This window comes from Rhizobium sp. BK512, from assembly GCF_014194915.1.
Taxonomy (GTDB): Bacteria; Pseudomonadota; Alphaproteobacteria; order Rhizobiales; family Rhizobiaceae; genus Rhizobium.
In genome coordinates this window covers 747,899-771,860 of the sequence record NZ_JACIAS010000001.1, presented here as the reverse complement: position 1 = coordinate 771,860, position 23,962 = coordinate 747,899, and the positions used below count along the sequence as shown (strand labels likewise).

Below are 23,962 nucleotides of genomic sequence, written 5' to 3'. Positions count from 1 at the left end.
TTTTATGCGGCAAAAAGAAGGCGGAAATCTCCGCCGTCGTCCGCAAACCTAGCCAGCCCCTCGAGCGCCCGAAACGCCACGACAGCCAGCCCGGTAATTTCCATTTGAGGGTAGGTTATGATCGTCCGGCATTGGCGCTCGGTTCTAATGGTCTGCACAGCAGCCGCACTTGTTTTTCCAGTTTCAAACGCTTTCGCTCAGAGCGCTCCGGCAAGCACGCCGGCCACGAATGCCGAAGGCGCAACGGTCCTTCAGAAAATCGTCGTCAAGGGAAATCGCGCGGCTCCCGGCAGTATTGCCGACACGCCGCTTGCGACTGAGATCGACAAGAAGGAACTGGAACAGAAGCAGGTCACGAATTACGACGATATCGGCCGCAGCGTCGATGCGACGGTGAACTATTCGCGTGCAGACGCGGGCTTCAACCTGCGCGGCCTTTCCGGCCCGCGTATCCTGACGACGATCGACGGGATCCCGATCCCGTACGTGTCCAACAGCTCTCGCCAGGGCGCGTTTGCGACCAGCAACGCCAATGGCGGCGGCGACACGTTCGATTTCGATTCACTCTCCTCTCTCGACATCGTGCGCGGCGCGGATTCGAGCAAGGGTGGTTCCGGCATGCTGGGCGGCGCCTTCGTCCTCAATACACTCGAGCCCGAAGACCTCATTCCGGAAGACCGCGACTGGGGCGCGATCGTCAAATCGACCTATGACAGCGAAGATCGCAGCATTTCCGGATCCGCAGCCGCCGCCAAGAAGGTCGGCAATACGTCGATCCTCTTCCAGGGCAGCTACCGCAAGGGCCATGAGCGCGACAACAAGGGTGACAATGACAGCTACGGCCGTTTGCGCACCGAGGCGGATCCTGCGGATTTCGATCAGCACAACCTGCTCTTCAAGTTGCGTCAGGATCTCGAAGGCGGTCATCGCATCGGGCTGACGGCTGAGCGTTTCCGGCGTGACCTGAAAACCGATCTGCGGGAGCAGCAGGGCACTGGCCGCACCTACATGATCAACAATTTCGACGGCCGCGACCTGCGAGACCGTGATCGTGTCTCGCTCGATTATGACTATGAAGCGCAGTCTTCTGACGCCTTTTTCAGCAGTGCTCGGGCGACACTCTACTGGCTTGATCTGAAGAAGGAAGCCGGCAGCCACGGCCGAACCGCTGCCAACGTTGCCTACGGTCGCAACAACGAGATCGAAAACGAAACCTGGGGCTTCAGCGGCACGGCGACCAAGGATTTCGAATATTCCGGCCTCAATCACTCGGTTCGCATCGGTCTTGATATCGGTGTCTCCAAGTGGACGCAGTATAGCTCGGCCCTTTGCCCGACCCCAACCACGTGCCCGTCGCTTAACAACCAGGCGGAAGTGCCCGATGTCGACAGCCAGAATCTTGCGCTGACTTTCGAAGACAGGATCGAGATCGGCAATACAGGTTTCGCTTTGACGCCCGGCTTCCGCTTCGATTGGTTCAATTACAATCCTTCGGCCGGCGGTGGCTTCGCGACAAATACCGGTGTTACGCGTTTTGGCACTTTGCATGACCGCACGGAAGCCGCCATGTCGCCGAAGTTGCTTGCGACCTATGATCTGACGCCCGACGTGCAGCTCTACGCACAGCTTGCCGTCGGTTTCCGTGCTCCTACCGTCGATGAACTCTACAGCCGCTTCTACAACCCGACCGGTCGCTACGCGCAGCTCGGCAATCCGGATCTGGATCCGGAAATCGGCCGTGGTATCGAGATTGGCGCCAACTTCGACACAGGTGGTCTGCAGGGGCGGGTTGCGGCCTTCCATACCCGCTATCAGAACTTCATCGAGACCGTGACAACCGTTGACGCGGGCGGCTTTACGACGTTCAACTACACGAACGTTTCTTCAGCTTCGATCTCCGGTCTCGAAGCCAACCTCATCAAGACGTTCGACAACGGTATCAACCTTCACACCTCGCTGGCCTACACTTATGGCCGCAATGACGACACGCAGGAGCGGTTGCGTTCCGTGGCGCCGTTCAAGGCGATCATCGGCGGTGGCTGGAGCAATGACGAATACGGTTTCGACCTTTCCTCGACGCTCTCGTCGCAGATGACCGGCAACGACAATGCACTGACGTCGTTTGACGCACCTGGCTATGGTATCGTCGACCTGACAGCATGGTGGACGCCGGAGCAGGTCAAGGGACTGCGCATCCAGGGTGGTGTCTACAACATCTTCGATCAGGAATATTACAGTGCGCTCGCCGTTCGCGACGTGAACCTCAGCGCGACGTCTTCGCAGCCGAAGGAGTGGTATTCGGAGCCGGGCCGTACCTTCAAGATCTCGGTCACCAAGACATTCTAATGAAAAATCAGCCTTCAAGGCTGGGGCAGGGGCGGCTTTCGGGCCGCCCTTTTTCGTGAGCCGATCGCCCCTTGCGCTTGGTCTCATCTCAGGCTAACAATTTCGCCCATGAAGAAGTCTGTGAACATTGCAGTTTGGTGGTGGGCTCGCTGAGGCGGCCTCGACCAATCGTGTCCAAAGACGACGAACGAGCCGCCCGAAACTTCGAGGCGGCTTTTTTTGTTTCAAAGGCCGCCTTTCGTCCGGGCCCGATAACGGAGTGGAACTATGGTAACGATCCTGCGGGATGATGGTGCGGAAATCTACGAAACCAAAGGCGGTATTACCGTCACGCGGCAAAGGCGGGCCATTCCCTATGCCGATGCCGTCTCGTCCTATGTCGACAAGCTCGATGAGCGGCGCGGCGCCGTCTTCTCGTCGAACTACGAATATCCGGGCCGCTATACGCGTTGGGATACAGCCGTCGTCGATCCGCCGCTCGGTGTCTCCTCCTTCGGCCGCAATGTCTGGATCGAAGCCTATAACGAGCGCGGCGAGGTCATCCTCGAGTTCATCGGCGAGCGACTGAAGACCGTCAGCGAACTGGAACTCGGCGCACTGACCGCGCGCAGGCTCGATCTGACTGTCAAGTTGCCGGACCGCGTCTTTACCGAAGAAGAGCGCTCAAAGATGCCGACGGTGTTTACGGTGCTCCGCGCCATCACCGATCTTTTCTATTCGCAGGCCGATGCCAGCATCGGCTTCTATGGCGCTTTCGGCTACGATCTCGCCTTCCAGTTCGACGCGATCAATCTGAAGCTGGAACGACCTTCCGACCAGCGCGACATGGTGCTTTACCTGCCGGATGAAATCCTCGTCGTTGATAACTATGCCGCCAAGGCCTGGGTTGATCGCTACGATTTCTCCAAGAACGGCAAGACGACCGAGGGCAGGGCAGGTGACATCACAGCCGAGCCGTTTGTCCGCACGGATACAATCCCGCCGAAGAGCGATCATCGTCCGGGGGAATATGCCGAGCTCGTCGTCAAGGCGAAGGAGAGCTTCCGCAAGGGCGATCTCTTCGAAGTGGTGCCCGGGCAGAAGTTCATGGAGCGCTGCGAAAGCAAGCCTTCGGATATTTCCAAGCGGCTGAAGGCGATCAATCCGTCGCCCTATTCCTTCTTCATCAACCTTGGAAACCAGGAATATCTGGTCGGTGCGTCGCCGGAAATGTTCGTGCGTGTTTCCGGCCGCCGCATCGAGACCTGCCCGATCTCGGGCACGATCAAGCGCGGCGACGATCCGATCGCCGACAGTGAGCAGATTCTCAAGCTCCTGAACTCGAAGAAGGACGAGTCCGAACTCACCATGTGCTCGGACGTCGACCGCAACGACAAGAGCCGCGTCTGCGAGCCGGGTTCGGTCAAGGTCATCGGTCGCCGCCAGATCGAGATGTATTCGCGCCTCATCCACACGGTCGACCATATCGAAGGCCGTCTGCGTGACGATATGGACGCCTTCGACGGCTTCCTGAGCCATGCCTGGGCCGTGACTGTAACCGGTGCGCCGAAGCTCTGGGCCATGCGTTTCATCGAAGCGCATGAGAAGAGCCCGCGCGCATGGTATGGTGGGGCGATCGGCATGGTCGGCTTCAATGGCGACATGAATACAGGCCTGACGCTGCGCACCGTGCGCATCAAGGATGGAATTGCCGAAGTGCGCGCCGGTGCGACGCTGCTCAACGATTCCATTCCCGAGGAAGAAGAAGCCGAAACCGAACTGAAGGCCTCTGCCATGCTTTCCGCCATCCGCGATGCCAAGACCGGCAATTCCGGCAAGACCCAGCGCGATGTCGCCTCTGTTGGCAAGGGCGTCAACATCCTGTTGATCGACCACGAAGACAGTTTCGTACATACGCTGGCGAATTACTTCCGCCAGACGGGGGCGACCGTCTCGACTGTGCGTACGCCGGTGCCGGAAGAAATCTTCGATCGGCTGAACCCTGATCTCGTCGTTCTGTCGCCGGGACCTGGGAACCCGAAGGATTTCGACTGCAAGGCGACGATCAAGAAGGCCCGCGCTCGCAACCTTCCGATCTTTGGCGTCTGCCTGGGCTTGCAGGCGCTGGCCGAAGCCTATGGCGGAGAGCTTCGTCATCTGGCTCTGCCGATGCATGGCAAACCGTCGCGCATCCGCGTGCTGGAGCCGGGCATCGTCTTCTCGGGGCTTGCCAAGGAAGTCACGGTCGGCCGTTATCACTCGATCTTTGCCGATCCTTCGACGCTGCCGCGGGATTTCATCATCACCGCAGAAAGCGAGGACGGCACGATCATGGGCATCGAGCATGCCAAGGAGCCGATCGCGGCCGTGCAGTTCCATCCGGAATCGATCATGACGCTCGGCGGCGATGCCGGCATGCGCATGATCGAGAATGTGGTGGCGCATCTCGCCCGCCGGGCCAAGACCAAGGCGGCCTGAAGGCCGGCCTCTTGAACGCACAAAAAACCCGCCGGAAACGGCGGGTTTTTTATGTTTGGGATGTTCGTCTATACGCGCCGCATGAGCCGGGCGACGATGGATACGACGAACAGCACCAGGAAGATGAAAAACAGGACCTGGGCGATCGAAGCGGATGCGCCGGCAATGCCGCCAAATCCAAGGACGCCTGCAATCAGGGCTACGACGAGAAATACCAGAGCATAATACAGCATCGCGATCTCCTTTATCGGTTGCTGGCAATATAACGGAAACGAGAGCGCTTCGTTCCATTGGTGCCGCGACCAATTGAATTACGTGCTGGACCAATGCTTTTCAGTTGAACTGCAGGTCGGCCTTGAATGAGGGATCGCCGTCGCGTGGCATGGGCGGTTCGGCGGCTGCCAGATAGGATCTGGCCGGGCCGGTCAGCACGAACCAGAGACTGGCGCCGATCATGAAATAGGCGGCCGTCGGATCATCCGAGCGCGAGACGAAGGGAAGGCAGATGGCAGTGAAGAGGATGGCGAGCCGTACGGCCCATTCCGCCTCGCGCTTCATGAACGCCCTGGTTCTCAGCTTCTTGTAGGCAGCAACGTCGTAGCCGCCCACGTCGCGGCCGGATGTAAAGAGCATCCAGACGGAGGGAAGCGTCAACATGACCAGGCCGCCGTAACATAGAAGCAGCGCCGGCCCGGAGAGGAAATGGCCGGCAGCAAAGAGCAGGAGGCCTGTCACTGCAATATTCCAGAGCGGCTCCAGCCGCTCAGGCGACAGGCCGGTGCGACTATGCCAGGCCCGCAAGGAGCTGGCCGCACCGTCGAGCAACGGTTGGTCGATGTAGCGATTGATCCAATGCATATCCGCGCGGTCCCCAATTGACTGCAGGGCCGTCAACACCATGCAATTGGGTCGCTATCATGGCACAAACGGCAAAAGCAGGAGACCGCGGCGTTTTGGCCGACCTATGCGCCTCGCTTGACGACGCGCAGGTTCATTTCCGACCGCAGTTTGAAGCCGAGCGCCTTGTAGAGCGTGATGGCCGGCGTGTTGGTGTAATAGGCATGCAGGAAAACTGTGTCGCCCCTGGCGGAGATTTCGCCCGCGACATAGCGGAAGAGCAGGGTGCCGAGGCCGCGTCCCTGAAAATCCGGGTGGGTGCAGAGGCCGCTGAGTTCGCCAAATCCCGGGTGGCGCAGGCGCTGTCCAGCCATGGCGACGAGACGGCCATCGATCCTCACGCCCCAGAAAGTGCCGAGGCTCTGGGCGCGGAGTGTGAAGGGGCCGGGTTTGGTCAGCGTCGCCAGCGCGAGCATTTCCTCCGCATCGTCAGAGGTCAGTGGCTGCAACCGGCTGTCGGAAATGCGCTCGTAAGGCCGCTCGGCGATCATCTGCACCAGCTTTCCCTCGGCGACGACCGTCAGTCCCTGCGGTATTATGACGGGTCCGGCTTCGATAATCGCCATGGCCTCATCAACGGCAGGAAGGTTCTCCAGCGCTTCGAGGCTTTCGCGCGTATCGTCGGCGGCGGCCGCGAAGGGGACGATTGACGGCGGATAGCGCACCGCCCGTTCGCCGCCTTCGGCGAGATCGGCATGTGCGGTGTGGAGCGCGTTCCAGATAGGCCGATCGAGAATATGGCTCATGGGGTCTTCTCCTTCAGGGCGCTTGTCCGGCGGGTAAGCGGTGCTTCGGCGAGGCCGTCTTCGATTGCGGCAAGCTGCTCCAGCAACGGGCCGTTGAGATCCCGGCAGAGATCGGCAACGGCGGCTGCGATATGCGGCCAAACCTGTTGCCTGGAATAATCGACGAGTTCCTGTCCTTTTGGTGTCAGCGACACGACCCTGCGCCGTTGATCCTCAGCGGATGGCTGCATGTCGAGGAAGCCGAGTTCCATCAGCTGGGAGGCGGTTCGGGTCGCGCCGGGCTGGGTGATGCCGACGGCCTGCGCCAGTTCGCCTATCGTCAGCGGGCCGAGCCTGTCGATGGCGCCGAGGAAGGGATATTGCGCGGCCTGGATGGAGACGCCCAGTTCCTCGATCACCTGCTGCGTATCGGCCTGCAGACGCTCGCCAATGCGGCGGAAGCGGCTGCCGAGGCAAAGGTAGCCCAGCGATTTCACGACATCTTCCACCAAGGCGGTTTTTCCCAATTGCATTACAGGTTATATAAATGGTTATGAAAGTTCCGTCAATCAGATCTGTCTTTGTTCTGACGTGCCAAAGCCTTTGACATTTCGAGTGCGATTGCCCATATGACCCGCATCAGCCGCCTGCGCGATTCCCGCGCGGGCGGTTTTGCGTTTCAATGGCTTAAATGCTGCAATTCATTCGCAACCGCAGGGGGACGATATGAGCGACGAGGGCAATCTCACGGTTCGGAAACTGGCGTTCTGGGGCATTCCCATGTCGCTTGGCGTCATGGGACTGAAGATGGCCGCCTGGTGGGTGACGGGCTCGGTGGCTCTGCTTTCGGACGGGCTGGAATCCTTCGTCAACGTGGTGGCGGCCTTCATCGCCTTCTTCGTCATCCGTTATGCGCAGAAGCCGGCAGACCATGACCATCCCTTCGGCCATCACAAGGCCGAATATCTTTCGGCCGTCACCGAAGGCGTGATGATCGTCGTTGCCGCGCTGCTGATCGTTCAGCAGGCCGTCGGCCATCTCGCCAACCCGCGCATGCTCGAGGCGCCTGTGCTCGGCCTTGCAATCAATATTGCCGCCGGTGTCATCAATACCGTCTGGGCGCGGCTTTTGATCCGTACCGGGCGACAGCACCGCTCTGCAGCCTTGATGGCGGATGGGCAGCACATCATGTCGGATGTGGTCACTTCGGTCGGCGTTCTCGTTGGCCTGCTTCTGGCGCTTGCGACCGGTTATGCGATCTTCGACCCCATTCTCGCCATTCTCGTTGCGCTCAACATTCTCTATCAAGGCTGGAAAGTGATCTCGCAGTCGATCGGCGGACTGATGGATCAGGCGGTCGAGCCGCAGGAACAGGAGGCGATCAAGCAGGCAATCGCCACCCATGCGGCAGGCTCTATCGGTGTGCATGATCTCAAGACCCGGCGTGCCGGCTCGGTGACCTTCGTCGATTTCCATCTCGTCGTGCCCGGCAAGATGACGGTTCGCGAAGCGCATGATATTTGCGACCGCCTTGAAGATGCCATCCGCGCCGTGCATGCGGGCGCGACAATTGCCATTCACGTGGAGCCGGAGGGCGAAAAGGCCCATGGCATCCGCGTCAAAGTGATCAAGGAGGCGTAATGCCCAATACAGACGTTTCCAGCCTTTCGATGCTGGGCCAGCAGACGGAAACCGCCAAGAACCCCGAAGAGGCGATTCTGGAAAAGGTGCCATCCAATCATGCCGGCACCGATTATGTCGTGCGCTTCACCGCGCCGGAATTCACCTCGCTCTGCCCAATGACCGGACAGCCGGATTTCGCCTATATCGTCATCGATTACATTCCCAATGAATTTCTGGTGGAATCGAAGTCGCTGAAGCTCTTCCTGCATTCCTTCCGCAATCACGGCGCCTTCCACGAGGATTGCTCGATCTATATCGCCAAGCGCATCGTCGAGCTTCTGGATCCGAAGTGGCTGCGCATCGGCGCCTACTGGTATCCGCGCGGCGGCATTCCGATCGACGTCTTCTGGCAGACCGGTAAGCCGCCGGAAGGCGTATGGCTGCCGGATCAGGGTGTCGCCACCTATCGTGGACGTGGGTGAGACGTGGTCGGGCGCAGCCAGCGATCGATCCAGTGAATCGATTGCAACGGCGAACGCCCTGAGCTCAAGGCGAAGGGCCGGGAAACGATGTGGCAATTGAAACCAACTGCCACTCTTTCCTTAAAGCTAAATCCTAAACATCCGTCGTGTCGTCACCGGAATCATCCGTGAAGTCATCGTTGTCGTCGTAATCGGCCTGCTGGATGTTGTCGTTGTTATCATTGTTGTCAGCTCTGGAATCATCCGCCTGACTGTTGTCGCCGTAGTAATTGTTGATGACGGTTTCCTCGGTGGGCGCACCGGCATTGCCGAAGGGATTGGCGCCGCCAAAAGGCGAACCCAAGCCGAGCGACGACATGTGGTTGCCGAAAATGCCTGAGAGGGAGTTGGCGAGAAGCATGCCGCCGGCCACGCCGGCCGCGGTGCCGAGAGCGCCACGCAGGAAACTGCCGCCGGCAGAGGGTGCAGAGGCCTGCTGGCTCCATGGGCCGGTCGGCTGCTGCGGCATCTGGCGACTGTTGTCGTAGCCACGCGGGGGCTGTTCGTAGCTGTCCCTCGGCGCGCTGCCCCAGGGACCGGGAGCGGGGGCCGGCTGCTGCGTCTGGGTGCTGCCGAAGATCGAGCTCAGGAAGCCGCCCTGTTCAGCCTGGCGGTGATCACCGGCGCCGGCTTCGAACTGCCGGACACGCTCTTCCAGCTCCTTGATGTGGTTGGCCGCCGCCTCCAGGCCCTTTTCCTGCACGATGACGGCCTGCGCCAGATAGTAGGTGGCGGAGGGCTGCGTGCGGGTCGCTTCCGATATCAGCGCTTCGGCTTCCAGATCGCGCGGTGTTGTGCCTGCGGTGCGGACGCGATCGAAAAGGGAGGTCAGCAATTGGCGTTCTTCCGGTGACATGTTCTGTCTCCTTTAAAGTTCTGCGGCCTTAACACTCGGCGGATGGGCCGCGTAAAGCTGAGTTAGGAAGCGATTAGGGCATTTCAAAGCCTTGGCGACTTACATTTCAGTAAGCTCAGACTTCCTTCAGCCAGATGCGCAGAGGTCCCAGAAGTTCGAAGCCCGCGCGCAGCGCTTCGTCCAGATCGTCGCCGCGTTCGTAACCGACAAGCGGTTCTCGCGGATAGAGCTCGGCCGCCTGCGCAATCAGCCCGCGGCGGGTGGTTTCGCCGTGCCGGTCTTCGGCAAACAGGTTCGATAGGCCGACTACTCCGGCATCGCGATTGAGGATGCCGCCGCCAATCGGCTTGTCGTGTTCGAAGCCGAGCAGAAAGGCGATTTCGGGGTCGTGGAGCAAGGGTTCGCTGAAGATCCTCTGCGCTACCGGGCCGTTCGCCTTGCTCCATTCGACCTCCCATCGGGTAAGATCGGCAGCGCTTTCCATGCGCTTCCAGGAGATGGGGGATGGCACTGAAACTGGCGTGCGCATTCCGATCCATTCGGCCTCGAACAGCAGCGTGAAACCGAGCGGCTCAAGATCGAGGGCCGCATAGCTATCCTTGATCGCCCAAACGCGTTCCTCGCTGTTAACAAGAGTCGCGATCGCCTCCGTCTGCTCGCCGTCCGCCTCCGTCAGCGTCACGATGTCAGGGTAGAAGGGCGGGGTACCCCGGCGGTGAAACCAGAGTGTGGACGTGAACTCACCTGGCGAGCCCAGCGCCTTGCAGACGGCATCGCACCAGAATGCATTGTTGCTGATGGCAGCACGCAGAAAGGAGGAGGCCATTTTATGTTTCTCCCGGGCTTTTCAGATGATGCGATGATATCGTCCGTTTGTCATAAGAATATCTTCACCGCTTCCTGCTTCCTCTTTTTCCCGCATTGTTTTACGCATTGAGTCGCACTATGTGCGAGGAACCGCATTGGACGAGAGAGGTTCGAATGAACGACGAAGAAGAACAGGACGACAAGACGAAGGAACTGCCGCTCGGCAAGGAAACGGAGGCGAACCTTTTCAAGTCGCGTTCGATCTTCATCTACGGGCCGATCACGCAGGAACTGGCGCAGAAGGTCTGCACCCAGCTCGTGGCGCTCGCCGCTGCCAATGACGAAGACATCCGCATCTATGTGAATTCGCCTGGCGGCCACGTCGAATCCGGTGATTCCATTCACGACATGATCAAGTTCATCAAGCCGAAGGTCTGGATGATCGGTACGGGCTGGGTTGCCTCGGCCGGCGCGCTCATCTATGCCGCAGCTCCGAAGGAACGCCGCATCTGCCTGCCGAACACCCGTTTCCTGCTGCACCAGCCGTCCGGCGGCACCCGCGGCATGGCTTCGGATATCGAGATCCAGGCACGCGAGATCATCAAGATGAACGAGCGCCTGATCAAGATCTTCTCGAAGGCAACCGGCCAGTCGGAAGAAAAGATCGCCAAGGATATCGACCGCGATTACTGGCTCTCGGCTGAAGATGCCGTTGCCTATGGTCTCGTCGCTCGCGTCGTGACCTCGCAGAGCGAAATCTGATTTTTTCGCTGATTCTGCCTTGAATTGACGCCCCGTTTGCGATCCGCAGGCGGGGCGTTTCCATGTCTGCCGGCATGCTGCCATGCAATCTCGTGGGATTGCCGCGTAAGCGAACATTTCCAGGGGCAATCCGGCTTGCGCGCAATTCGCTTATGCTGCTCCATGCGCAATCTTCGCAGCCGGAGTCGCGCCATGCTCAAAGATTTCTCCGTACAGAGCCTGTTCATGGGGCTTCTGACGGCTTTCGTCGGGTTCACCAGTTCCTTTGCCGTCGTGTTGCATGGGCTTCAGGCGGTGGGTGCGACGGATGCGCAGGCGGCTTCGGGGCTGATGGCGTTGTCGATCTCGATGGGGCTTTGCGCTGTCGTGCTCAGCGCCGTCACGCGTCTGCCGGTCAGCATCGCCTGGTCGACACCTGGGGCTGCGCTGCTTGCGAGCATCGGAACGATTGACGGGGGCTTCGATGCAGCGGTCGGCGCGTTCATTCTTTGCGGCGTGCTGATTGTTGTTGCCGGGCTGTTCAAGCCGCTCGGACGGGCGGTTGCCGCCATTCCTGCGCCGCTTGCAAATGCAATGCTGTCGGGCGTGCTGCTCGGCCTTTGTTTTGCGCCGGTCAAGGCCGTCGCCTTCAATCCGCTGCTCGGTCTGCCGATCATTCTGACCTGGATCGTGGTCGGCGCCTTCAAGCGCCTTTGGGCGGTGCCGGCGGCGCTGGTGGCTTTCGTGCTGGTACTGGCCTTCGGTGTCGATATTCCCGCGGGTGCCTTCTCTTCGCTCGAGCAGTCGCTGGTGCCGGTCATCGATATCGTGCATCCGGTCTTCAATCTCTCGGGTTTCGTGTCGATTGCCCTGCCGCTCTTCATCGTGACCATGGCGTCGCAGAATATTCCTGGCATCGCGGTGCTGAAGGTCAATCACTATGATCCGATGCCGGGGCCGCTCTTCGCGGTAACCGGCGTCTTCTCGCTTCTGGCGGCGCCTTTTGGCGGCCATGCGGTCAACCTGGCGGCGATCACCGCAGCGATGTGCGCCGGGCAGGACGCGCATGCCGATCCCTCGCGGCGGTATTGGGCGGCGCTGATCTCGGGCGTCGGCTACATCATTTTCGGCCTGCTTGCCGGAGCGGTGACGGCCTTTGTCGCGCTGGCGCCACCGATCCTTATCGAGGCCGTGGCCGGTCTGGCGCTTGTCGGCGCCTTCTCCAGTTCGGCCATGGCCGCTTTCCAGGCACCGGAATCGCGTGAGGCAGCGGCAATTACCTTCCTCGTCACTGCGTCAGGCGTTTCCTTCGGCGGCATATCCGGCGCCTTCTGGGGGCTGATCGCGGGCGGGCTGATGCTGGCGCTGTCCCGTATCGTGCAGGCGAGGAAAAAATAGGCGAGGGGTTGCCGGATTTTCCGGCGGAGGCTATAAGCGCGGACATGAAGAGCACAAGCGCACGGATTTCCGAGACGATTGCACGCGGCCGCACGGCCCTGCGTGACAATACGCGCGCCCTGACCTCGCTTCTTCTCCTCGGCCTTACGCGCGGTTGCCGGGTCCTTTGAGGAGCGCCCGGCGGCCGAAAGCCCGCCCGGCCATCGCTCCTCGCGACTCACATTCAAAATTGACCAAACGACCGATCAAAGGTCCGCATTTGCAGTCGCCAAGCCTGATATGATCGGCTAAGACGCGAGGCAAATGCCGGGACGAGGAGACAAGACAATGGACACGACCACCCGCCGATCCTCCGCAGGCGCCAAGGGCATGCCCGACGCCGCCGTCAAATACCGGCCCTATCCGCAGGTGAACATTCCCGACCGCACCTGGCCGACCAAGACCATTTCCAAGGCGCCGATCTGGTGCTCCGTCGACCTGCGAGACGGCAACCAGGCGCTTGTCGATCCGATGGGCCATGATCGCAAGGCGCGCATGTTCCATCTGCTCCTGGAAATGGGCTTCAAGGAAATCGAGATCGGTTTCCCGTCCGCCTCGCAAACCGACTTCGATTTCGCCCGCTGGTGCGTCGAAGAGGGCAATGTGCCCGACGACGTCTCGCTGCAGGTGCTGGTTCAGTGCCGGCCCGAACTGATCACCCGCACCTTCGAGGCGCTGGAAGGCGCAAAGCAGCCGATCGTCCACTTCTACAATTCCACGAGTGAATTGCAGCGCCGCGTGGTCTTTGCCAAGGATGTGCACGGCATCAAGCAGATTGCCGTCGATGCCGCCAAGATGATCAGCGACATGGCGGCAAAGGCCGGAGGCGGCTATCGTTTCGAATATTCGCCCGAAAGTTTCACCGGCACCGAGCTGGATGTGGCGCTGGAAATCTGCAACGCCGTCATCGAGGTGATGAAGCCGACACCTGAGAACAAGCTCATCATCAACCTGCCTTCGACGGTAGAGATGGCTACGCCGAACGTTTACGCCGACCAGATCGAGTGGATGTGCCGCAATCTCGACAACCGTGAGAACCTGATCATCTCTCTGCATCCGCATAATGACCGCGGCACCGGGATCGCCGCTGCCGAGCTCGCTCTGCTGGCTGGTGCGGACCGCGTCGAGGGCACGCTCTTCGGCAATGGCGAGCGCACCGGCAATGTCGATGTCGTCACCATGGCGCTCAACATGTTCACGCAGGGTGTCGATCCGCAGATCGACTGCTCCAATATCGAGCGCATCAAGGAAGTGTTCGAATATTCGAACCAGATGGCGATCACCGAGCGTCACCCCTATGTCGGCGAGCTGGTCTACACGGCCTTCTCCGGCTCGCATCAGGATGCGATCAACAAGGGCATGAAGGCAGCACAAGTCGCCAACCATCCGGTCTGGGAAGTGCCGTACCTGCCGATCGACCCGCGCGACGTTGGCCGCTCCTACGAGGCGATCATCCGCATCAATTCGCAGTCCGGCAAGGGCGGCATCGCCTATATCCTGCAGCAGGACTACGGGCTCAACCTGCCGCGCAATCTGCAGGTCGAATTCCGCGGAGACATCCAGCGCATTACCGATGAAGAAGGTAAGGAGCTTCCGTCAAAGCGTATCCACGACCGGTTCATCGAGCGCTATGTGACCCAGCCGGATGGCCGCCTGAAGTTCGTCGATCATCACACCTACCCTGACACCGAGCGCAAGGGACAGAGGGTCGTGGCGGCCGAAATCACCGACAATGGCGAGATCAAGCGTATCGAAGGCCGCGGCAATGGCCCGATCGACGGCTTCATCAATGCGCTGTCGCATTATCTCGGCATCGAGATGTCGGTCGAGGACTATTCGGAGCATTCGTTGCAGCACGGCTCCAATGCCGCCGCGATCTCCTATGTCGAGACGTCGTATCCGGGCGGCAAGCTCTTCGGTGCCGGCATCAACACCAATATCGTCGCGGCATCGCTCGAAGCGATCGTGTCGGCTGCGAACCGCGTGCTCGACGTGAAGGCCGGCAAGGCCTGAGCATTCCGATCAGGCCGCGATCGCCTCAGGATGACGCGGCCTGACGATGCAATCAGCGAGCTCATCGAGTTCGCCCTGCGCTTCCGCGTGGTTCTGTCCCCATTGGCAGAGAGCAAGAAGGATCGGCTCCAGCCCGAGGCCGAGCTCGGTTGTGCTATATTCCACCCGCGTCGGCACCTCGGCAAAGATCTCCCGGCGTACAAGGCCGTGCTCTTCCATTTCCCGCAACTGCTGGATCAGCACCTTCTGGGTGATGTCAGGCATCATGCGCTTGAGTTCCGAAAGTCGCCTGGGTCCTGAGAAGACGTGATAGAGGATGAGGGGTTTCCATCGCCCGGAAATGACCTTCAAAGCGCGTTCCACAGGCAGTTTCGGTAATCTTTTCATGGGCTCGGTCATGGTCACCTCCTGGTGGGTATGGCACTGATATGTGTGTATTTTGAACTGTAAATCGAGTGCTAAGGCCTGCTTCACGCCATCAAAACGTGAGGTCCGCCATGAAAGCCGTTCAATTCACCCGCTTCGGTCCGCCTGAAGTTCTCGAAGCTATCGAGGTGCCGAAACCGGAACCCAAAGGCGGTGAGGTGCTGGTGCGTGTCCATGCTGCCGGTGTCAATTTCTTCGAGGTTCTGATGCGGGCGGATCGTTATGCCGTCACGCCGCCGCTGCCTGTCTTTCCCGGCGTGGAAGTGGCAGGCATCGTCGAAGACATTGGGGCGGATGCCGATCCGTCGCTCTCCGGTGCGCGCGTCGCTGTCCCGCTCTTTGCAATCGGGCGTGGCTTTGGCGGTTATGCCGAATATGTGGTTGTTGATGCTGGAGCGGCGGTGCGTTTGCCGGACAGCCTTTCCTTTGCAGATGCGGCGGCGTTGATGGTGCAGGGCCTGACGGCTCTGCACATGGTGCGTCGTAGTCCGCCGAAGGGAAAGGTGGTGCTCGTCAACGCTGCCGGCGGCGGGGTCGGATCGCTGTTGCTGCAGCTTGCCAGGCTGGAAGGAGCGAGCAAGGTCATTGCCGCAGCAGGCAGCGAGGCCAAGAGGAGAATTGCACTTTCGCTCGGCGCTGATCTGGCGGTCGATTACACCGCCAGAGATTGGGCCGGTCCCGTCAAGGCAGCGACCGGAGGGCAGGGCGCCGATGTCATTTACGAGACGGTCGGCGGCGATGTCGCGAGGGCGTCTCTGGCCGCACTTGCTCCGGCCGGAGAAATTCTCTTGGCGGCCATGGGGCGGTTCTCGCTCGAGCTTTCCGAAATCCGCTCCATGCTGGATGCAAACCAGTCATTGAAGGGCTTTTCGCTGCTGCCGTTGATTGCCGCCGACAAATGGAAGAGCGATCTCGCTCTCCTCTTCGATCTCGCCGCAGCCGCAGCGTTGAAGGTCGTGCACGGCGGAAGTTTTTCGCTTGATGAAGCGGCTGAGGCGCATCGCGTGCTCGAAGAGCGCCGGGTCAGCGGAAAAGTCGTTCTGGTGCCTTAACCATCAAATGGCGGCGGCGACTTCCATGGCGAGCTGGCCGAGAGAAGCTTCGGCCGAGGGGCCGGCCAATACATAGGACGTGCCCGCATTGTGCCAGGTCACAAGGCCGATTTCGTCGCGGATCGTTTCCTTGAAATCTTCCGTTTCCGGTGGCTGCGCATCCTTGCGGAAACATATCGAGATGATATCGCCATCTGTGTTGGAATAGACAAGCTGGCCGACAGGGCGGTTGTCGCCAAGGATCACGCGCGCACCCTGAAAGGTCCAGGATCCGGCGGAAAGATCCGGCACGCGGAACGGCACGCCGATCGCCGTTGTCAGCCAGGAGGAGATTTCCTCGGCTTGGGAGGCCGGCACCTCGACGAGGTGACGCGGCTGGCGCACGAGAAGCCGCTGAAAGGCGGTGACGTCGCCCAGCCAGTCATTGGTGTTGATCTGCGCCGCGGCGACCGGTGCAGCGTCATCCGTATCCGGCGCGTTGCCGATGAAATAGCCGATGCCACCACCGACGACGAAGAGAATGAGGGCAGCGGCAAGCGCCTGACGGCCGTTCGGCGCGAGCTTCAGCTGCGGGCGCGCGCTGCGCGGGGCGATCGGCGTCTTTGGCGGCTGCGTGCTCTTGATGGATCGGACAAGCGCCAGCGGAACAGGCTCTTTCAGCATGTCGTCGAGCTTGCGGCGTCCGAAATCGACGCCGTGGCGGAGCTTGTCGTAGATCTTGCGGGCATTTTCATCCGTTGCCAGCCGGCCTTCCAGCTCCAGCTTCTGTTCCGGTGTGGTTTCGCCATCGAGGAGGGCGGCAAGCTGGGCTTCGAGCGGCTGTTTTTTGAAATCGAGCAAATCAGTCAGTACCTGTGAACGGGCGGATTGTGACCGGACAATGCGGCGAAATGGAGTCGTGCGGTGGCAAGCTGGCCGGCAATATTGCCGATTGCGATGCCCATGATTTCGGCTGCCTGCTGATAGCTGTGGCCTTCCACGTCGATCAGCACGAAAATGCTGGCCACGCCCTCGGGCATTTCCGCAAGCATGCGGTGCAGGGCGTCGGCATCGACGGCAGCCACGCGATCGCGAATGGCGTCACGGATATCGGTCACATTGCCTCGCGCGGCCGGACGCGGCTTGCGCTTGCGACTGTCTTCCGCCCATTGCTGGCGGGCCAGCATGTAGATCCAGCTTTCCAGCCGGCCTTCGCCGTTCCACTGATGTCCCTTGGAAATAGCGCGCAGACAGACCGACTGAACCAGCTCATCGGCCGCAGTCGTCTCTCCCGCGAGCGTAATGGCAAAGCGGCGGAGGCGGGGCAAGAGACCGACGAGGTCACGCCGGATATCGGTGGTGGTTGCGGGTTGGCGCATGGTCTTTCCAAGAAGCATTCACATTGGCCGAAACTCATACCAGCATCGAATATGGGCCAGCTTCGCATGCGGGGCTTGCCCGGCGGGCGCGAAGCCATCGTATTCATCCCGGCCATACAGGCGGCTTTTATGGAACAGGTCGCCTGTATTTCGCAAGCGCGGGGTTCAATTCGTCCATCCCTTGCCAGGGGATTTCCGCACGATACCCCGCGGAGCTTGTCTCAATATGTCCTGTAGCCGTTCAGGCTCTGCAGCAGAGCGCGATAGGCCCAGGTGTTTTCGCCGCCGCGATCGCGAATCTCGACGAGCTGGACGCGGGCGCCCTGGATGTCGCCCTGCTCGGCAAGCGCCATGCCCATATAAGAGCGTGCGAGGATGTAGTTCTCATCCTGCTGCAGCGCCTTCTTGTAGTAGGACATGCCGAGCTCCATGCGGCCGGCCTTGCGGTTGGCATAACCAAGATAGTTCAGGATGCGCGGATCGTTCTGGTTTTTGGCGAGATTGAGCACCGTGATGGCGTTCTCATACTGGCCGGCATAGGCGAATTCGCGAGCGAACTTGTAGAGATCGTCATCGTTGAAGCTCTGCTTCTTCGGGTCGACGCATTCCTTCTTCTTGGCATCCCACACCTTGCCTTTGGTGCAGGTCTTGGTCGTCTGGGTCTTCTGCGGCGGCGAGGTCTCGTCATTGTTGTCGCCGACCGCGAAGGCGGACGTGGCGAGGCCTAAAGCAAAGACGGAAACAAGCGAAAGTCTGCACAGGCGACGAAGAGAAGCAGTCATCGGGCGTACTCCGTTTTGAAACGCTGCGGTTGCCGGATTGTACGCCGACGATTGAAAATACCAAGAGCCCCGGCGGCCTTTATTGCTGATCTTGCGTCACTGGCAAACGCTCTTCACGCATTGCTTCAACCGCTGTCGGAACTGATTCTGCAATCGCCGTTAAAATGCGAAAATATCAGCGCTTTCCGGCATCATGCCGTCACCGGTGTCGTTGATGCTGAAGCGCTCGCCCTTCACCTCCCAGGCGCCGGGAGAACCGGAAATGGAGAAGAGATTGTAGGCGGCGCGGGGCTTGATGCCGCCCGGTCCCTGCGAGGCAGAGGCGATGCCGATGACAGGGACGGGACCCGTCTGCCCGCGCAGCCAGTAGAGCGTATTGAGATGCGTATGGCCATGCAGCACGAGTTCCGCTCCGCCGGTGGAAATGACGGCTGCGAAACGGCGGATGCCGATCATGCGCTTGTAAAAGGAGGTCGCGCCGCGGATGGGCGGATGGTGGATCATGACGACACGGAAGAGGCCGGCTTCACCGGCAGCGCGCAGCATGTTGACCGTATCGCGCGCCTGGCGCGCGCCGAAGAAGCCGGAGGCCGCGAAGGGTGGGGTTGCGACGGCCGTCGAGCAGCCGACGATTGCGACCTTGTCGCGGATGCGAAGGTAGGGGAAGATGTGGCGGTCTTCTTCCCATTGCGGCGGAGCGAGGTCGCCGCGCACATAGTCGTACCAAGCGCGCATCGACTTCTCATAGGAGCCTGGCACATAGGCATCGTGGTTGCCGGGAACGACCGAGGTCGCGGCGGGATCGCCGAGTTCGCGCAGCCAGGCTGCAGCGGCGCGGATTTCGATGCCGCTTGCGAGGTTGACGAGGTCGCCGGTCACCGCCAGATGGTCAGCCTTATGCGAACGGATATCGTTCAGCAGCAGATCGAGCGTGCTGCCGAAAAGATGCTTGCGCCGGTTGCGGTGCCAGTTCACAAAGCCCGTAATACGTTTTGAAAAAAGTTCGTGAATGGAAAGGCGGGGCAGGGGTCCGAGATGGACGTCGGAGATATGCGCTAGCTTGAACATGCAACGACACATAGACCAGCTTATTTACAATTCAAACACATCCGCGCGATGAGAGTATGAAAGAGCCCATGGCAGACAAACAAACATGGCCCCTTCACATGAAAGTGTTGGTGCGGCTGCTGCACGTGTATTTTTCCATTGCGCGCGGAATGACGATGGGGGTCCGTGCAGCCTGTTTCGACGAGCAGGGACGCCTCTTTCTCGTTCGTCACGGCTATACCGGCGGATGGCATATGCCAGGCGGCGGGCTGGAGCGAAACGAGACGGCAGAAGAAGCGCTCATCAAGGAATTGCGGGAGGAAGGCAACCTTAGGATCGTCGGCAAGCCGCAACTCTTCCACGTCTATTTCAACACCAGTATCACCCGGCGCGACCATGTGGTCTTCTATCGGGCCACCGTGGAACAGACGGCGCCTCGGCCGCCGGACTGGGAAATTGCCGATAGCGGCTTTTTCGAGATCGACAACCTGCCGGCGGAAACGACCGAAGCGACGCATAGGAGGCTGGCCGAGCTCCGCGGCGAGGCGGAGCCGGCACATTACTGGTAAAGCTCACGCTGCGGCTGCCAGCTTGTCACGGCCATGCGGCCGGTCGAGATCGAGCGCCGGACCAACGGGCACGATGCCGGTCGGGTTGATGGTCTTGTGGCTCCGGTAATAGTGTTCCTTGATGTGTCGCAGGTTCACCGTGTCGGCAACACCAGGGGTCTGATAGAGGTCACGCAGATAGGCCGGCAGGTTGCGGTAGTCCTCGATACGGCGGATATTACATTTGAAGTGGCCGACATAAACGGGGTCGAAACGTACGAGCGTCGTAAAGAGCCGCCAGTCGGCTTCGGTCTGGCGGTCGCCGAAAACGTAACGGCCCTTGCCAAGGCGCTCATCGAGCCTGTCCAGCGTTTCGAAGAGCTTGACGACATTTTCCTCGTAAGCTGCTTGCGTGGTGGCAAAGCCTGACTTGTAGACGCCGTTGTTGACGGTGTCATAGACCACGTCGTTCAGCGCATCGATGTCTGCCCGCAGGGCTTCCGGGTAATAATCCGCTGTTGAGCCCGTCAGGTGATTGAAGGCGCTGTTGAACATGCGGATGATTTCGGCCGACTCGTTGTTGACGATCGTGCCGGTTTGCTTGTCCCAGAGAACAGGGACAGTGACGCGGCCGGAATAGTGCGGATCGGCCTTCACGTAGATTTCCCAGAGCGCTTTGGAGCCAAAAAGATGATCGCCGGTGGCGCCATTGCCGACTTTGAACTCCCAGCCGTTTTCCACCATCAGCGGATCGACGACCGAAACGGAAATCAAGTCTTCGAGCTTCTTCAGCTTGCGGAAGATCAGCGTGCGATGCGCCCAGGGACAGGCGAGGGAAACATAGAGATGATAGCGACCCGCTTCCGCCTTGAAGCCGCCTTTGCCGCTGGGACCGGCTTCTCCGTCGGCCGTGATCCAGTTGCGGAACTGCGATGGCTGACGCTTGAAATGACCCTTCGTTTCCTTCGTATCGTACCAGACGTCATGCCAGACGCCGTCTACCAGCATGCCCATGTTTTCTACCTCTGAAATTGGTTGTTGCAGCATAGATATTGCAGTGCGCTGCATTTTGCAGGTTGGCAAAGATTGAACACTGCGTCTCGGCCACCCAGCTCTTGACCGAATTTTTGCAATGGACGCCGGAAATTTTTCCTGCTATCCGCCTTCCTCACAAAATTCTGGAATCCTGCTTGATGTCTATTCTCAGAGGCCTGCGACGACGCTGATGTTCCCGAACGCCTGAGGGCGTGTTCGCGAACCCATATATCTGCGTCTATACGGTCTCTGTTCCCATGCTCATGTACAAGCACGATCTCGTCTACCTCACCGAGGATGCGTCTCACGACGCTGCTATCGAACACATCAACGAAGAAGCCTTCGGCCCGGGCCGGCATACGCGCGCCGCTGCACGCATCCGCGAGCAGGGACCGCATGACCTGTCGCTCTCCTTCATCTGCGCCGATGACGGCGAAACGATCGCTTCTGTGCGGATGACGCCGGTTATGGCCGGAACGGTGAAGGGGCACCTGCTCGGACCTCTTGCGGTGCGGCCGTCGCACAAAAGCAAGGGCATTGGCCGGGAGTTGGTGCGCATTGCGGTGGAAGCTGCCAAACGCAAGGGCTCGGAAGCCGTCATACTGGTCGGAGACCCGCCCTATTATTGCCCGCTCGGCTTCGAAAAGGTCGCCTATGGCGCGCTGACCTTTCCCGGTCCGGTCGATCCGGGCCGCGTTCTCGTCGTGCCATTCGCGGAAGATGCGCATGCCCGGCTGAAGGGCAAGATTGCCTGGCGGAAGTAGGGCATTTCCGTCCTTTTTTGCTGGAATTGCTCTCGTCACAGCATCTTCTTGAGGAAGGTCCGCGTTCGGCCGTCGGGAAAATCCGGCAGTTCGCCGAAGACCTCGTAGCCCTGACTCTTGTATGCGCTGAGCGCATTCGGATTGAACGTATCGATCCAGGCCCCGCGGCAGCCGCGGGCAGCGGCTTCTTCTTCCGCCTTTGCAAGGATCTTGCCGGCCATGCCGCTGCCGCGGAGCGTATCGGGAATGTAGAGCAACTGTACGAAGAGCCAGCCCCAGGCCGTGTAGCCGGACAGACCGCCGGAAACCTTGCCGTCGGTATCGCGGATCAGAACGGCAAGCGCCTGCCGCTCGGACGGGCCGACATCCTCGGTGTTGAAAGCCGTCAGCCCATCGGTGATGACGGCGAGCTCTTCCGGTGAAGGGGAAGCGGTGAGCTCGAATTCCGGCATCGTTATCGTCCTTCGCGCCACCACATGGCGCCAAAGGCAAGAAGCAGAATGCCGACACCTGCAAAGCCTGCGAAGAGCGGCAAGGTGTTGATGCCCTTCAACACGGTCTCGTTGGTCATGCGGATCTGCATGCGGTCATTGTCGGTGACGCGTACCTGACCCCGCACGGGAAGGATCGGCGGGACACTGATGGCGCCGGCATTGTTGACGACACGGGTCACGAGGCCGCGGCTCTTGTCGGTGATAGGCTTCAGAGCCGCCGTCGTCGAGATCATCGCCTTGAATTCCGGGGCATCGACGGCTCCGACATGGGCGAGTGTCGTCAGGTCGCCATTGCGGATTTCGAAAAGGCCGATCTCGTCCATGCGCTTTTCGGCCTTGTAGAGGCCGGGCTCGGTCTGCGTCAGCGGCAGGTTCTCGGTCTTGCCCGAGGGGTAGCGCACGACCGCGTCACCGGGAGCATCGCCGATCGTCTGGCGGGTGATTTCCAGCGTGCGGCCGGAGGTGCGGGCCGTCAGTGCCTCTTCTTCCAGCGCCGGTTCCTTCATCAGCCAGTGGGCGATGCGACGATAGAGCGAGACATGCGGGCCGCCGCCCTCGAAGCCACGCGCCCAGAGCCAGCCCTGGTCGGAAAGCAGCATGGCGACACGTCCCTGGCCGGCGCGGTTGAGAACAAGCAGCGGATGGTTGTCGGCGCCAACCATGACGGTCTGGCCCTGTGGCCGGTCGACATCGACGCTGCGGAACCAACGGCCCCAATGCGGCGGCTCGTCGCCGGAGCCGTCAAGCCCGCGCGTGACAGGATGCTTGCGGCCCTGTTCTGACAGGCGGGGGTAGAAGGCTTGCTCGATCATCCGGCCGGTCGGCTCTGCCGGCAGCACGGAGGCGAGCGGCGTCATGGCGATCGATTCCGGGCTTGCATGCTCGGGGCCGGCGGCAATCAGCAGCGCGCCGCCGTTTTCCACGTATTGCGCGATGTTATCGTAATAGAGCATCGGCAGCACATTGGCGCGGTCCTGATAGCGGTCGAAGATGATCAGATCGAAATCCTTGATCTTGTCGACGAAGAGCTCTCGCGTCGGGAAGGCGATCAGCGACAGCTCGTTGATCGGCGTGCCGTCCTGCTTCTCCGGTGGGCGCAGAATGGTGAAATGCACGAGATCGACCGACGCGTCGGATTTCAGGAGGTTGCGCCAGGCGCGCTCGCCGGCATGCGGTTCGCCCGAGACGAGGAGGACACGCAGGTTCTGGCGGATGCCATCGATGATGTGCACGGCGCGGTTATTGGCATCCGTCACCTCACCGGGAATACCGGCAACGGAGAATTCCAGCACATTCGGGCCACCGCGGGCCACCTTGAAGGAGAAGGGTGTATCCTGGCCAGGCGTTGCCTGAAGGGTGGCGATCTCGTCGCCATTAAGGCGCACCGTCACATTTGCCGTGCCGCCCGGGCTCGGGCCGTCGTCGAAGACCCGCAGGACGAGCTGCTGCTCCTCGTTGACGATGCCGAAGCGGGGGGCCTTGATGACTTCGATGCGGCGGTCGAACTCGTTCGGCTTGCCGGTGATCAGGCCATGGATCGGTGCGTCGAAGCCGAGCGCCTGATTGACGCCGGGCACATCATGCACTTCGCCATCCGTCAGCATGATCGCGCCGCCGACGCGCGAAGGCGGCACATCGGCGATCGAGGCCGAGAGCGCATCGAAGAGACGGGTGGACGGCACATCGGAATTGCGGTCCTCGTTCACGTCCACGAAACGCGGCTCGATTTGCGGAAAGCGCGCCAGCTGCGTCTTCAGAGAGGCGAGCGCCTCATCGGTCATCGTCATGCGATCGGCCGTCTGCTGGCTCTGGCTGCGGTCGACGATAACGGGGACGATGGTCGACAGCTGATCGCGGTCTTCCTGCAGCAATACCGGGTTGGCAAGTGCTGCGAGGAGGGCGAGAGCGGCAAGCGTGCGAATCCACGCGCCGCGAATGCCGCGCCAGATCGCGAATATTGCGATCAGAAGGACGATGCCTGTCAGCACCGCCAGAAAGGGCCAGGGAAGGAAAGGCGAATAATCGATCGTCAT

25 protein-coding genes are annotated in these 23,962 nt (G+C 60.5%); 11 read left to right on the top strand and 14 right to left on the bottom strand.

Translation table 11 applies throughout. The features are described from left to right. The first annotated feature begins 117 nt into the window (after positions 1-117). Together FHX06_RS03925 and FHX06_RS03920 are read left to right on the top strand one after the other, a co-directional pair. Entirely contained in the window at positions 118-2,346 is a 2,229-nt protein-coding gene (locus tag FHX06_RS03925; protein WP_183878147.1) for a TonB-dependent hemoglobin/transferrin/lactoferrin family receptor, read from the top strand. Positions 2,347-2,613: 267 nt separating this feature from the next. Beyond that, positions 2,614-4,803, top strand: coding sequence for an anthranilate synthase (locus tag FHX06_RS03920; RefSeq protein ID WP_113210827.1), 2,190 nt, complete (start codon positions 2,614-2,616; stop codon positions 4,801-4,803). Between the two features lie 68 nt (positions 4,804-4,871). On the opposite strand, the gene FHX06_RS03915 is transcribed toward FHX06_RS03920, so the two are convergent. The 4 genes from FHX06_RS03915 to FHX06_RS03900 form a co-directional block, all read right to left on the bottom strand. After that, the gene (locus tag FHX06_RS03915; RefSeq protein ID WP_007824505.1) at positions 4,872-5,036 is read right to left on the bottom strand and encodes a DUF1328 domain-containing protein; all 165 of its coding nucleotides are present in this window, start codon (positions 5,034-5,036) and stop codon (positions 4,872-4,874) included. A 100-nt stretch (positions 5,037-5,136) separates the two neighbouring features. After that, positions 5,137-5,661: a hypothetical protein gene (locus tag FHX06_RS03910; protein WP_112972261.1), complete on the bottom strand. Its 525-nt coding sequence runs from the start codon at positions 5,659-5,661 to the stop codon at positions 5,137-5,139. 104 nt (positions 5,662-5,765) lie between these two features. Beyond that, complete coding sequence (locus FHX06_RS03905) at positions 5,766-6,446, bottom strand: GNAT family N-acetyltransferase (protein WP_113210828.1); 681 nt, start codon at positions 6,444-6,446, stop codon at positions 5,766-5,768. Next, complete coding sequence (locus FHX06_RS03900) at positions 6,443-6,937, bottom strand: MarR family winged helix-turn-helix transcriptional regulator (RefSeq protein ID WP_112543521.1); 495 nt, start codon at positions 6,935-6,937, stop codon at positions 6,443-6,445. Before FHX06_RS03900 ends, FHX06_RS03905 begins: the two co-directional genes overlap by 4 nt. Before the next feature lie 214 nt (positions 6,938-7,151). Here FHX06_RS03900 and emfA point away from each other — a divergent pair, with 214 nt between their 5' ends. Beyond that, positions 7,152-8,066: a CDF family cation efflux transporter EmfA gene (gene emfA, locus FHX06_RS03895; protein ID WP_112543522.1), complete on the top strand. Its 915-nt coding sequence runs from the start codon at positions 7,152-7,154 to the stop codon at positions 8,064-8,066. Further along, positions 8,066-8,530: a preQ(1) synthase gene (gene queF, locus FHX06_RS03890; protein ID WP_183878145.1), complete on the top strand. Its 465-nt coding sequence runs from the start codon at positions 8,066-8,068 to the stop codon at positions 8,528-8,530. Before emfA ends, queF begins: the two co-directional genes overlap by 1 nt. Positions 8,531-8,663: 133 nt before the next feature. On the opposite strand, the gene FHX06_RS03885 is transcribed toward queF, so the two are convergent. Both FHX06_RS03885 and FHX06_RS03880 read right to left on the bottom strand, forming a co-directional pair. Further along, positions 8,664-9,425, bottom strand: coding sequence for a DUF2076 domain-containing protein (locus FHX06_RS03885; protein ID WP_113210831.1), 762 nt, complete (start codon positions 9,423-9,425; stop codon positions 8,664-8,666). A gap of 115 nt (positions 9,426-9,540) precedes the next feature. Then, a complete protein-coding gene (locus FHX06_RS03880; RefSeq protein ID WP_113210832.1) occupies positions 9,541-10,251 on the bottom strand; it encodes a hypothetical protein in 711 nt (236 codons plus the stop codon). 155 nt (positions 10,252-10,406) lie between these two features. On the opposite strand from FHX06_RS03880, the gene FHX06_RS03875 reads away from it, so the two are divergent. The 4 genes from FHX06_RS03875 to leuA all read left to right on the top strand — a co-directional run bounded on the left by FHX06_RS03875 (position 10,407) and on the right by leuA (position 14,423). Continuing rightward, on the top strand, positions 10,407-10,994 hold the full coding sequence (locus tag FHX06_RS03875; protein WP_112543526.1) for an ATP-dependent Clp protease proteolytic subunit: 588 nt from the start codon (positions 10,407-10,409) through the stop codon (positions 10,992-10,994). A gap of 162 nt (positions 10,995-11,156) precedes the next feature. Then, positions 11,157-12,371, top strand: coding sequence for a benzoate/H(+) symporter BenE family transporter (locus tag FHX06_RS03870; protein ID WP_113201893.1), 1,215 nt, complete (start codon positions 11,157-11,159; stop codon positions 12,369-12,371). Positions 12,372-12,415: 44 nt separating this feature from the next. Continuing rightward, complete coding sequence (locus FHX06_RS35995; protein WP_281026354.1) at positions 12,416-12,541, top strand: hypothetical protein; 126 nt, start codon at positions 12,416-12,418, stop codon at positions 12,539-12,541. A gap of 157 nt (positions 12,542-12,698) precedes the next feature. Beyond that, positions 12,699-14,423, top strand: coding sequence for a 2-isopropylmalate synthase (gene leuA, locus FHX06_RS03865; RefSeq protein WP_113201892.1), 1,725 nt, complete (start codon positions 12,699-12,701; stop codon positions 14,421-14,423). A gap of 9 nt (positions 14,424-14,432) precedes the next feature. Here leuA and FHX06_RS03860 read toward each other — a convergent pair whose 3' ends face one another. Then, positions 14,433-14,822: a winged helix-turn-helix transcriptional regulator gene (locus FHX06_RS03860; RefSeq protein WP_113210834.1), complete on the bottom strand. Its 390-nt coding sequence runs from the start codon at positions 14,820-14,822 to the stop codon at positions 14,433-14,435. Between the two features lie 98 nt (positions 14,823-14,920). Here FHX06_RS03860 and FHX06_RS03855 point away from each other — a divergent pair, with 98 nt between their 5' ends. Next, positions 14,921-15,901 (top strand): zinc-binding alcohol dehydrogenase family protein, encoded by a 981-nt coding sequence (locus FHX06_RS03855; RefSeq protein ID WP_113210835.1) that lies wholly within the window; start codon positions 14,921-14,923, stop codon positions 15,899-15,901. Between the two features lie 3 nt (positions 15,902-15,904). Here the strand turns inward: FHX06_RS03855 and FHX06_RS03850 are convergent, their stop codons facing one another. From FHX06_RS03850 to FHX06_RS03835, 4 genes are all read right to left on the bottom strand, one after another. Next, positions 15,905-16,741 (bottom strand): anti-sigma factor family protein, encoded by an 837-nt coding sequence (locus FHX06_RS03850; protein ID WP_112972194.1) that lies wholly within the window; start codon positions 16,739-16,741, stop codon positions 15,905-15,907. 5 nt (positions 16,742-16,746) lie between these two features. Then, positions 16,747-17,259: an RNA polymerase sigma factor gene (locus FHX06_RS03845; RefSeq protein WP_113210836.1), complete on the bottom strand. Its 513-nt coding sequence runs from the start codon at positions 17,257-17,259 to the stop codon at positions 16,747-16,749. Positions 17,260-17,480: 221 nt separating this feature from the next. Next, complete coding sequence (locus FHX06_RS03840) at positions 17,481-18,041, bottom strand: tetratricopeptide repeat protein (protein ID WP_113208144.1); 561 nt, start codon at positions 18,039-18,041, stop codon at positions 17,481-17,483. A 159-nt stretch (positions 18,042-18,200) separates the two neighbouring features. Next, the gene (locus FHX06_RS03835) at positions 18,201-19,109 is read right to left on the bottom strand and encodes a metallophosphoesterase family protein (protein WP_112543534.1); all 909 of its coding nucleotides are present in this window, start codon (positions 19,107-19,109) and stop codon (positions 18,201-18,203) included. A gap of 68 nt (positions 19,110-19,177) precedes the next feature. Here FHX06_RS03835 and FHX06_RS03830 point away from each other — a divergent pair, with 68 nt between their 5' ends. After that, a complete protein-coding gene (locus FHX06_RS03830; protein WP_113210837.1) occupies positions 19,178-19,657 on the top strand; it encodes an NUDIX domain-containing protein in 480 nt (159 codons plus the stop codon). A gap of 3 nt (positions 19,658-19,660) precedes the next feature. On the opposite strand, the gene FHX06_RS03825 is transcribed toward FHX06_RS03830, so the two are convergent. Further along, positions 19,661-20,650 carry a glutathione S-transferase family protein gene (locus FHX06_RS03825; RefSeq protein ID WP_113210838.1) on the bottom strand — a complete coding sequence of 330 codons (990 nt, stop codon included), beginning with the start codon at positions 20,648-20,650 and terminating at the stop codon, positions 19,661-19,663. Between the two features lie 233 nt (positions 20,651-20,883). Between FHX06_RS03825 and FHX06_RS03820 the strand changes: the two genes are divergently transcribed. Next, complete coding sequence (locus FHX06_RS03820) at positions 20,884-21,435, top strand: GNAT family N-acetyltransferase (protein WP_409564316.1); 552 nt, start codon at positions 20,884-20,886, stop codon at positions 21,433-21,435. 35 nt (positions 21,436-21,470) lie between these two features. On the opposite strand, the gene FHX06_RS03815 is transcribed toward FHX06_RS03820, so the two are convergent. Continuing rightward, positions 21,471-21,887 carry a GNAT family N-acetyltransferase gene (locus FHX06_RS03815; RefSeq protein ID WP_113210839.1) on the bottom strand — a complete coding sequence of 139 codons (417 nt, stop codon included), beginning with the start codon at positions 21,885-21,887 and terminating at the stop codon, positions 21,471-21,473. Positions 21,888-21,889: 2 nt separating this feature from the next. Continuing rightward, positions 21,890-23,962, bottom strand: a complete 2,073-nt coding sequence (locus tag FHX06_RS03810) for a hypothetical protein (protein ID WP_112543538.1) — start codon at positions 23,960-23,962, stop codon at positions 21,890-21,892.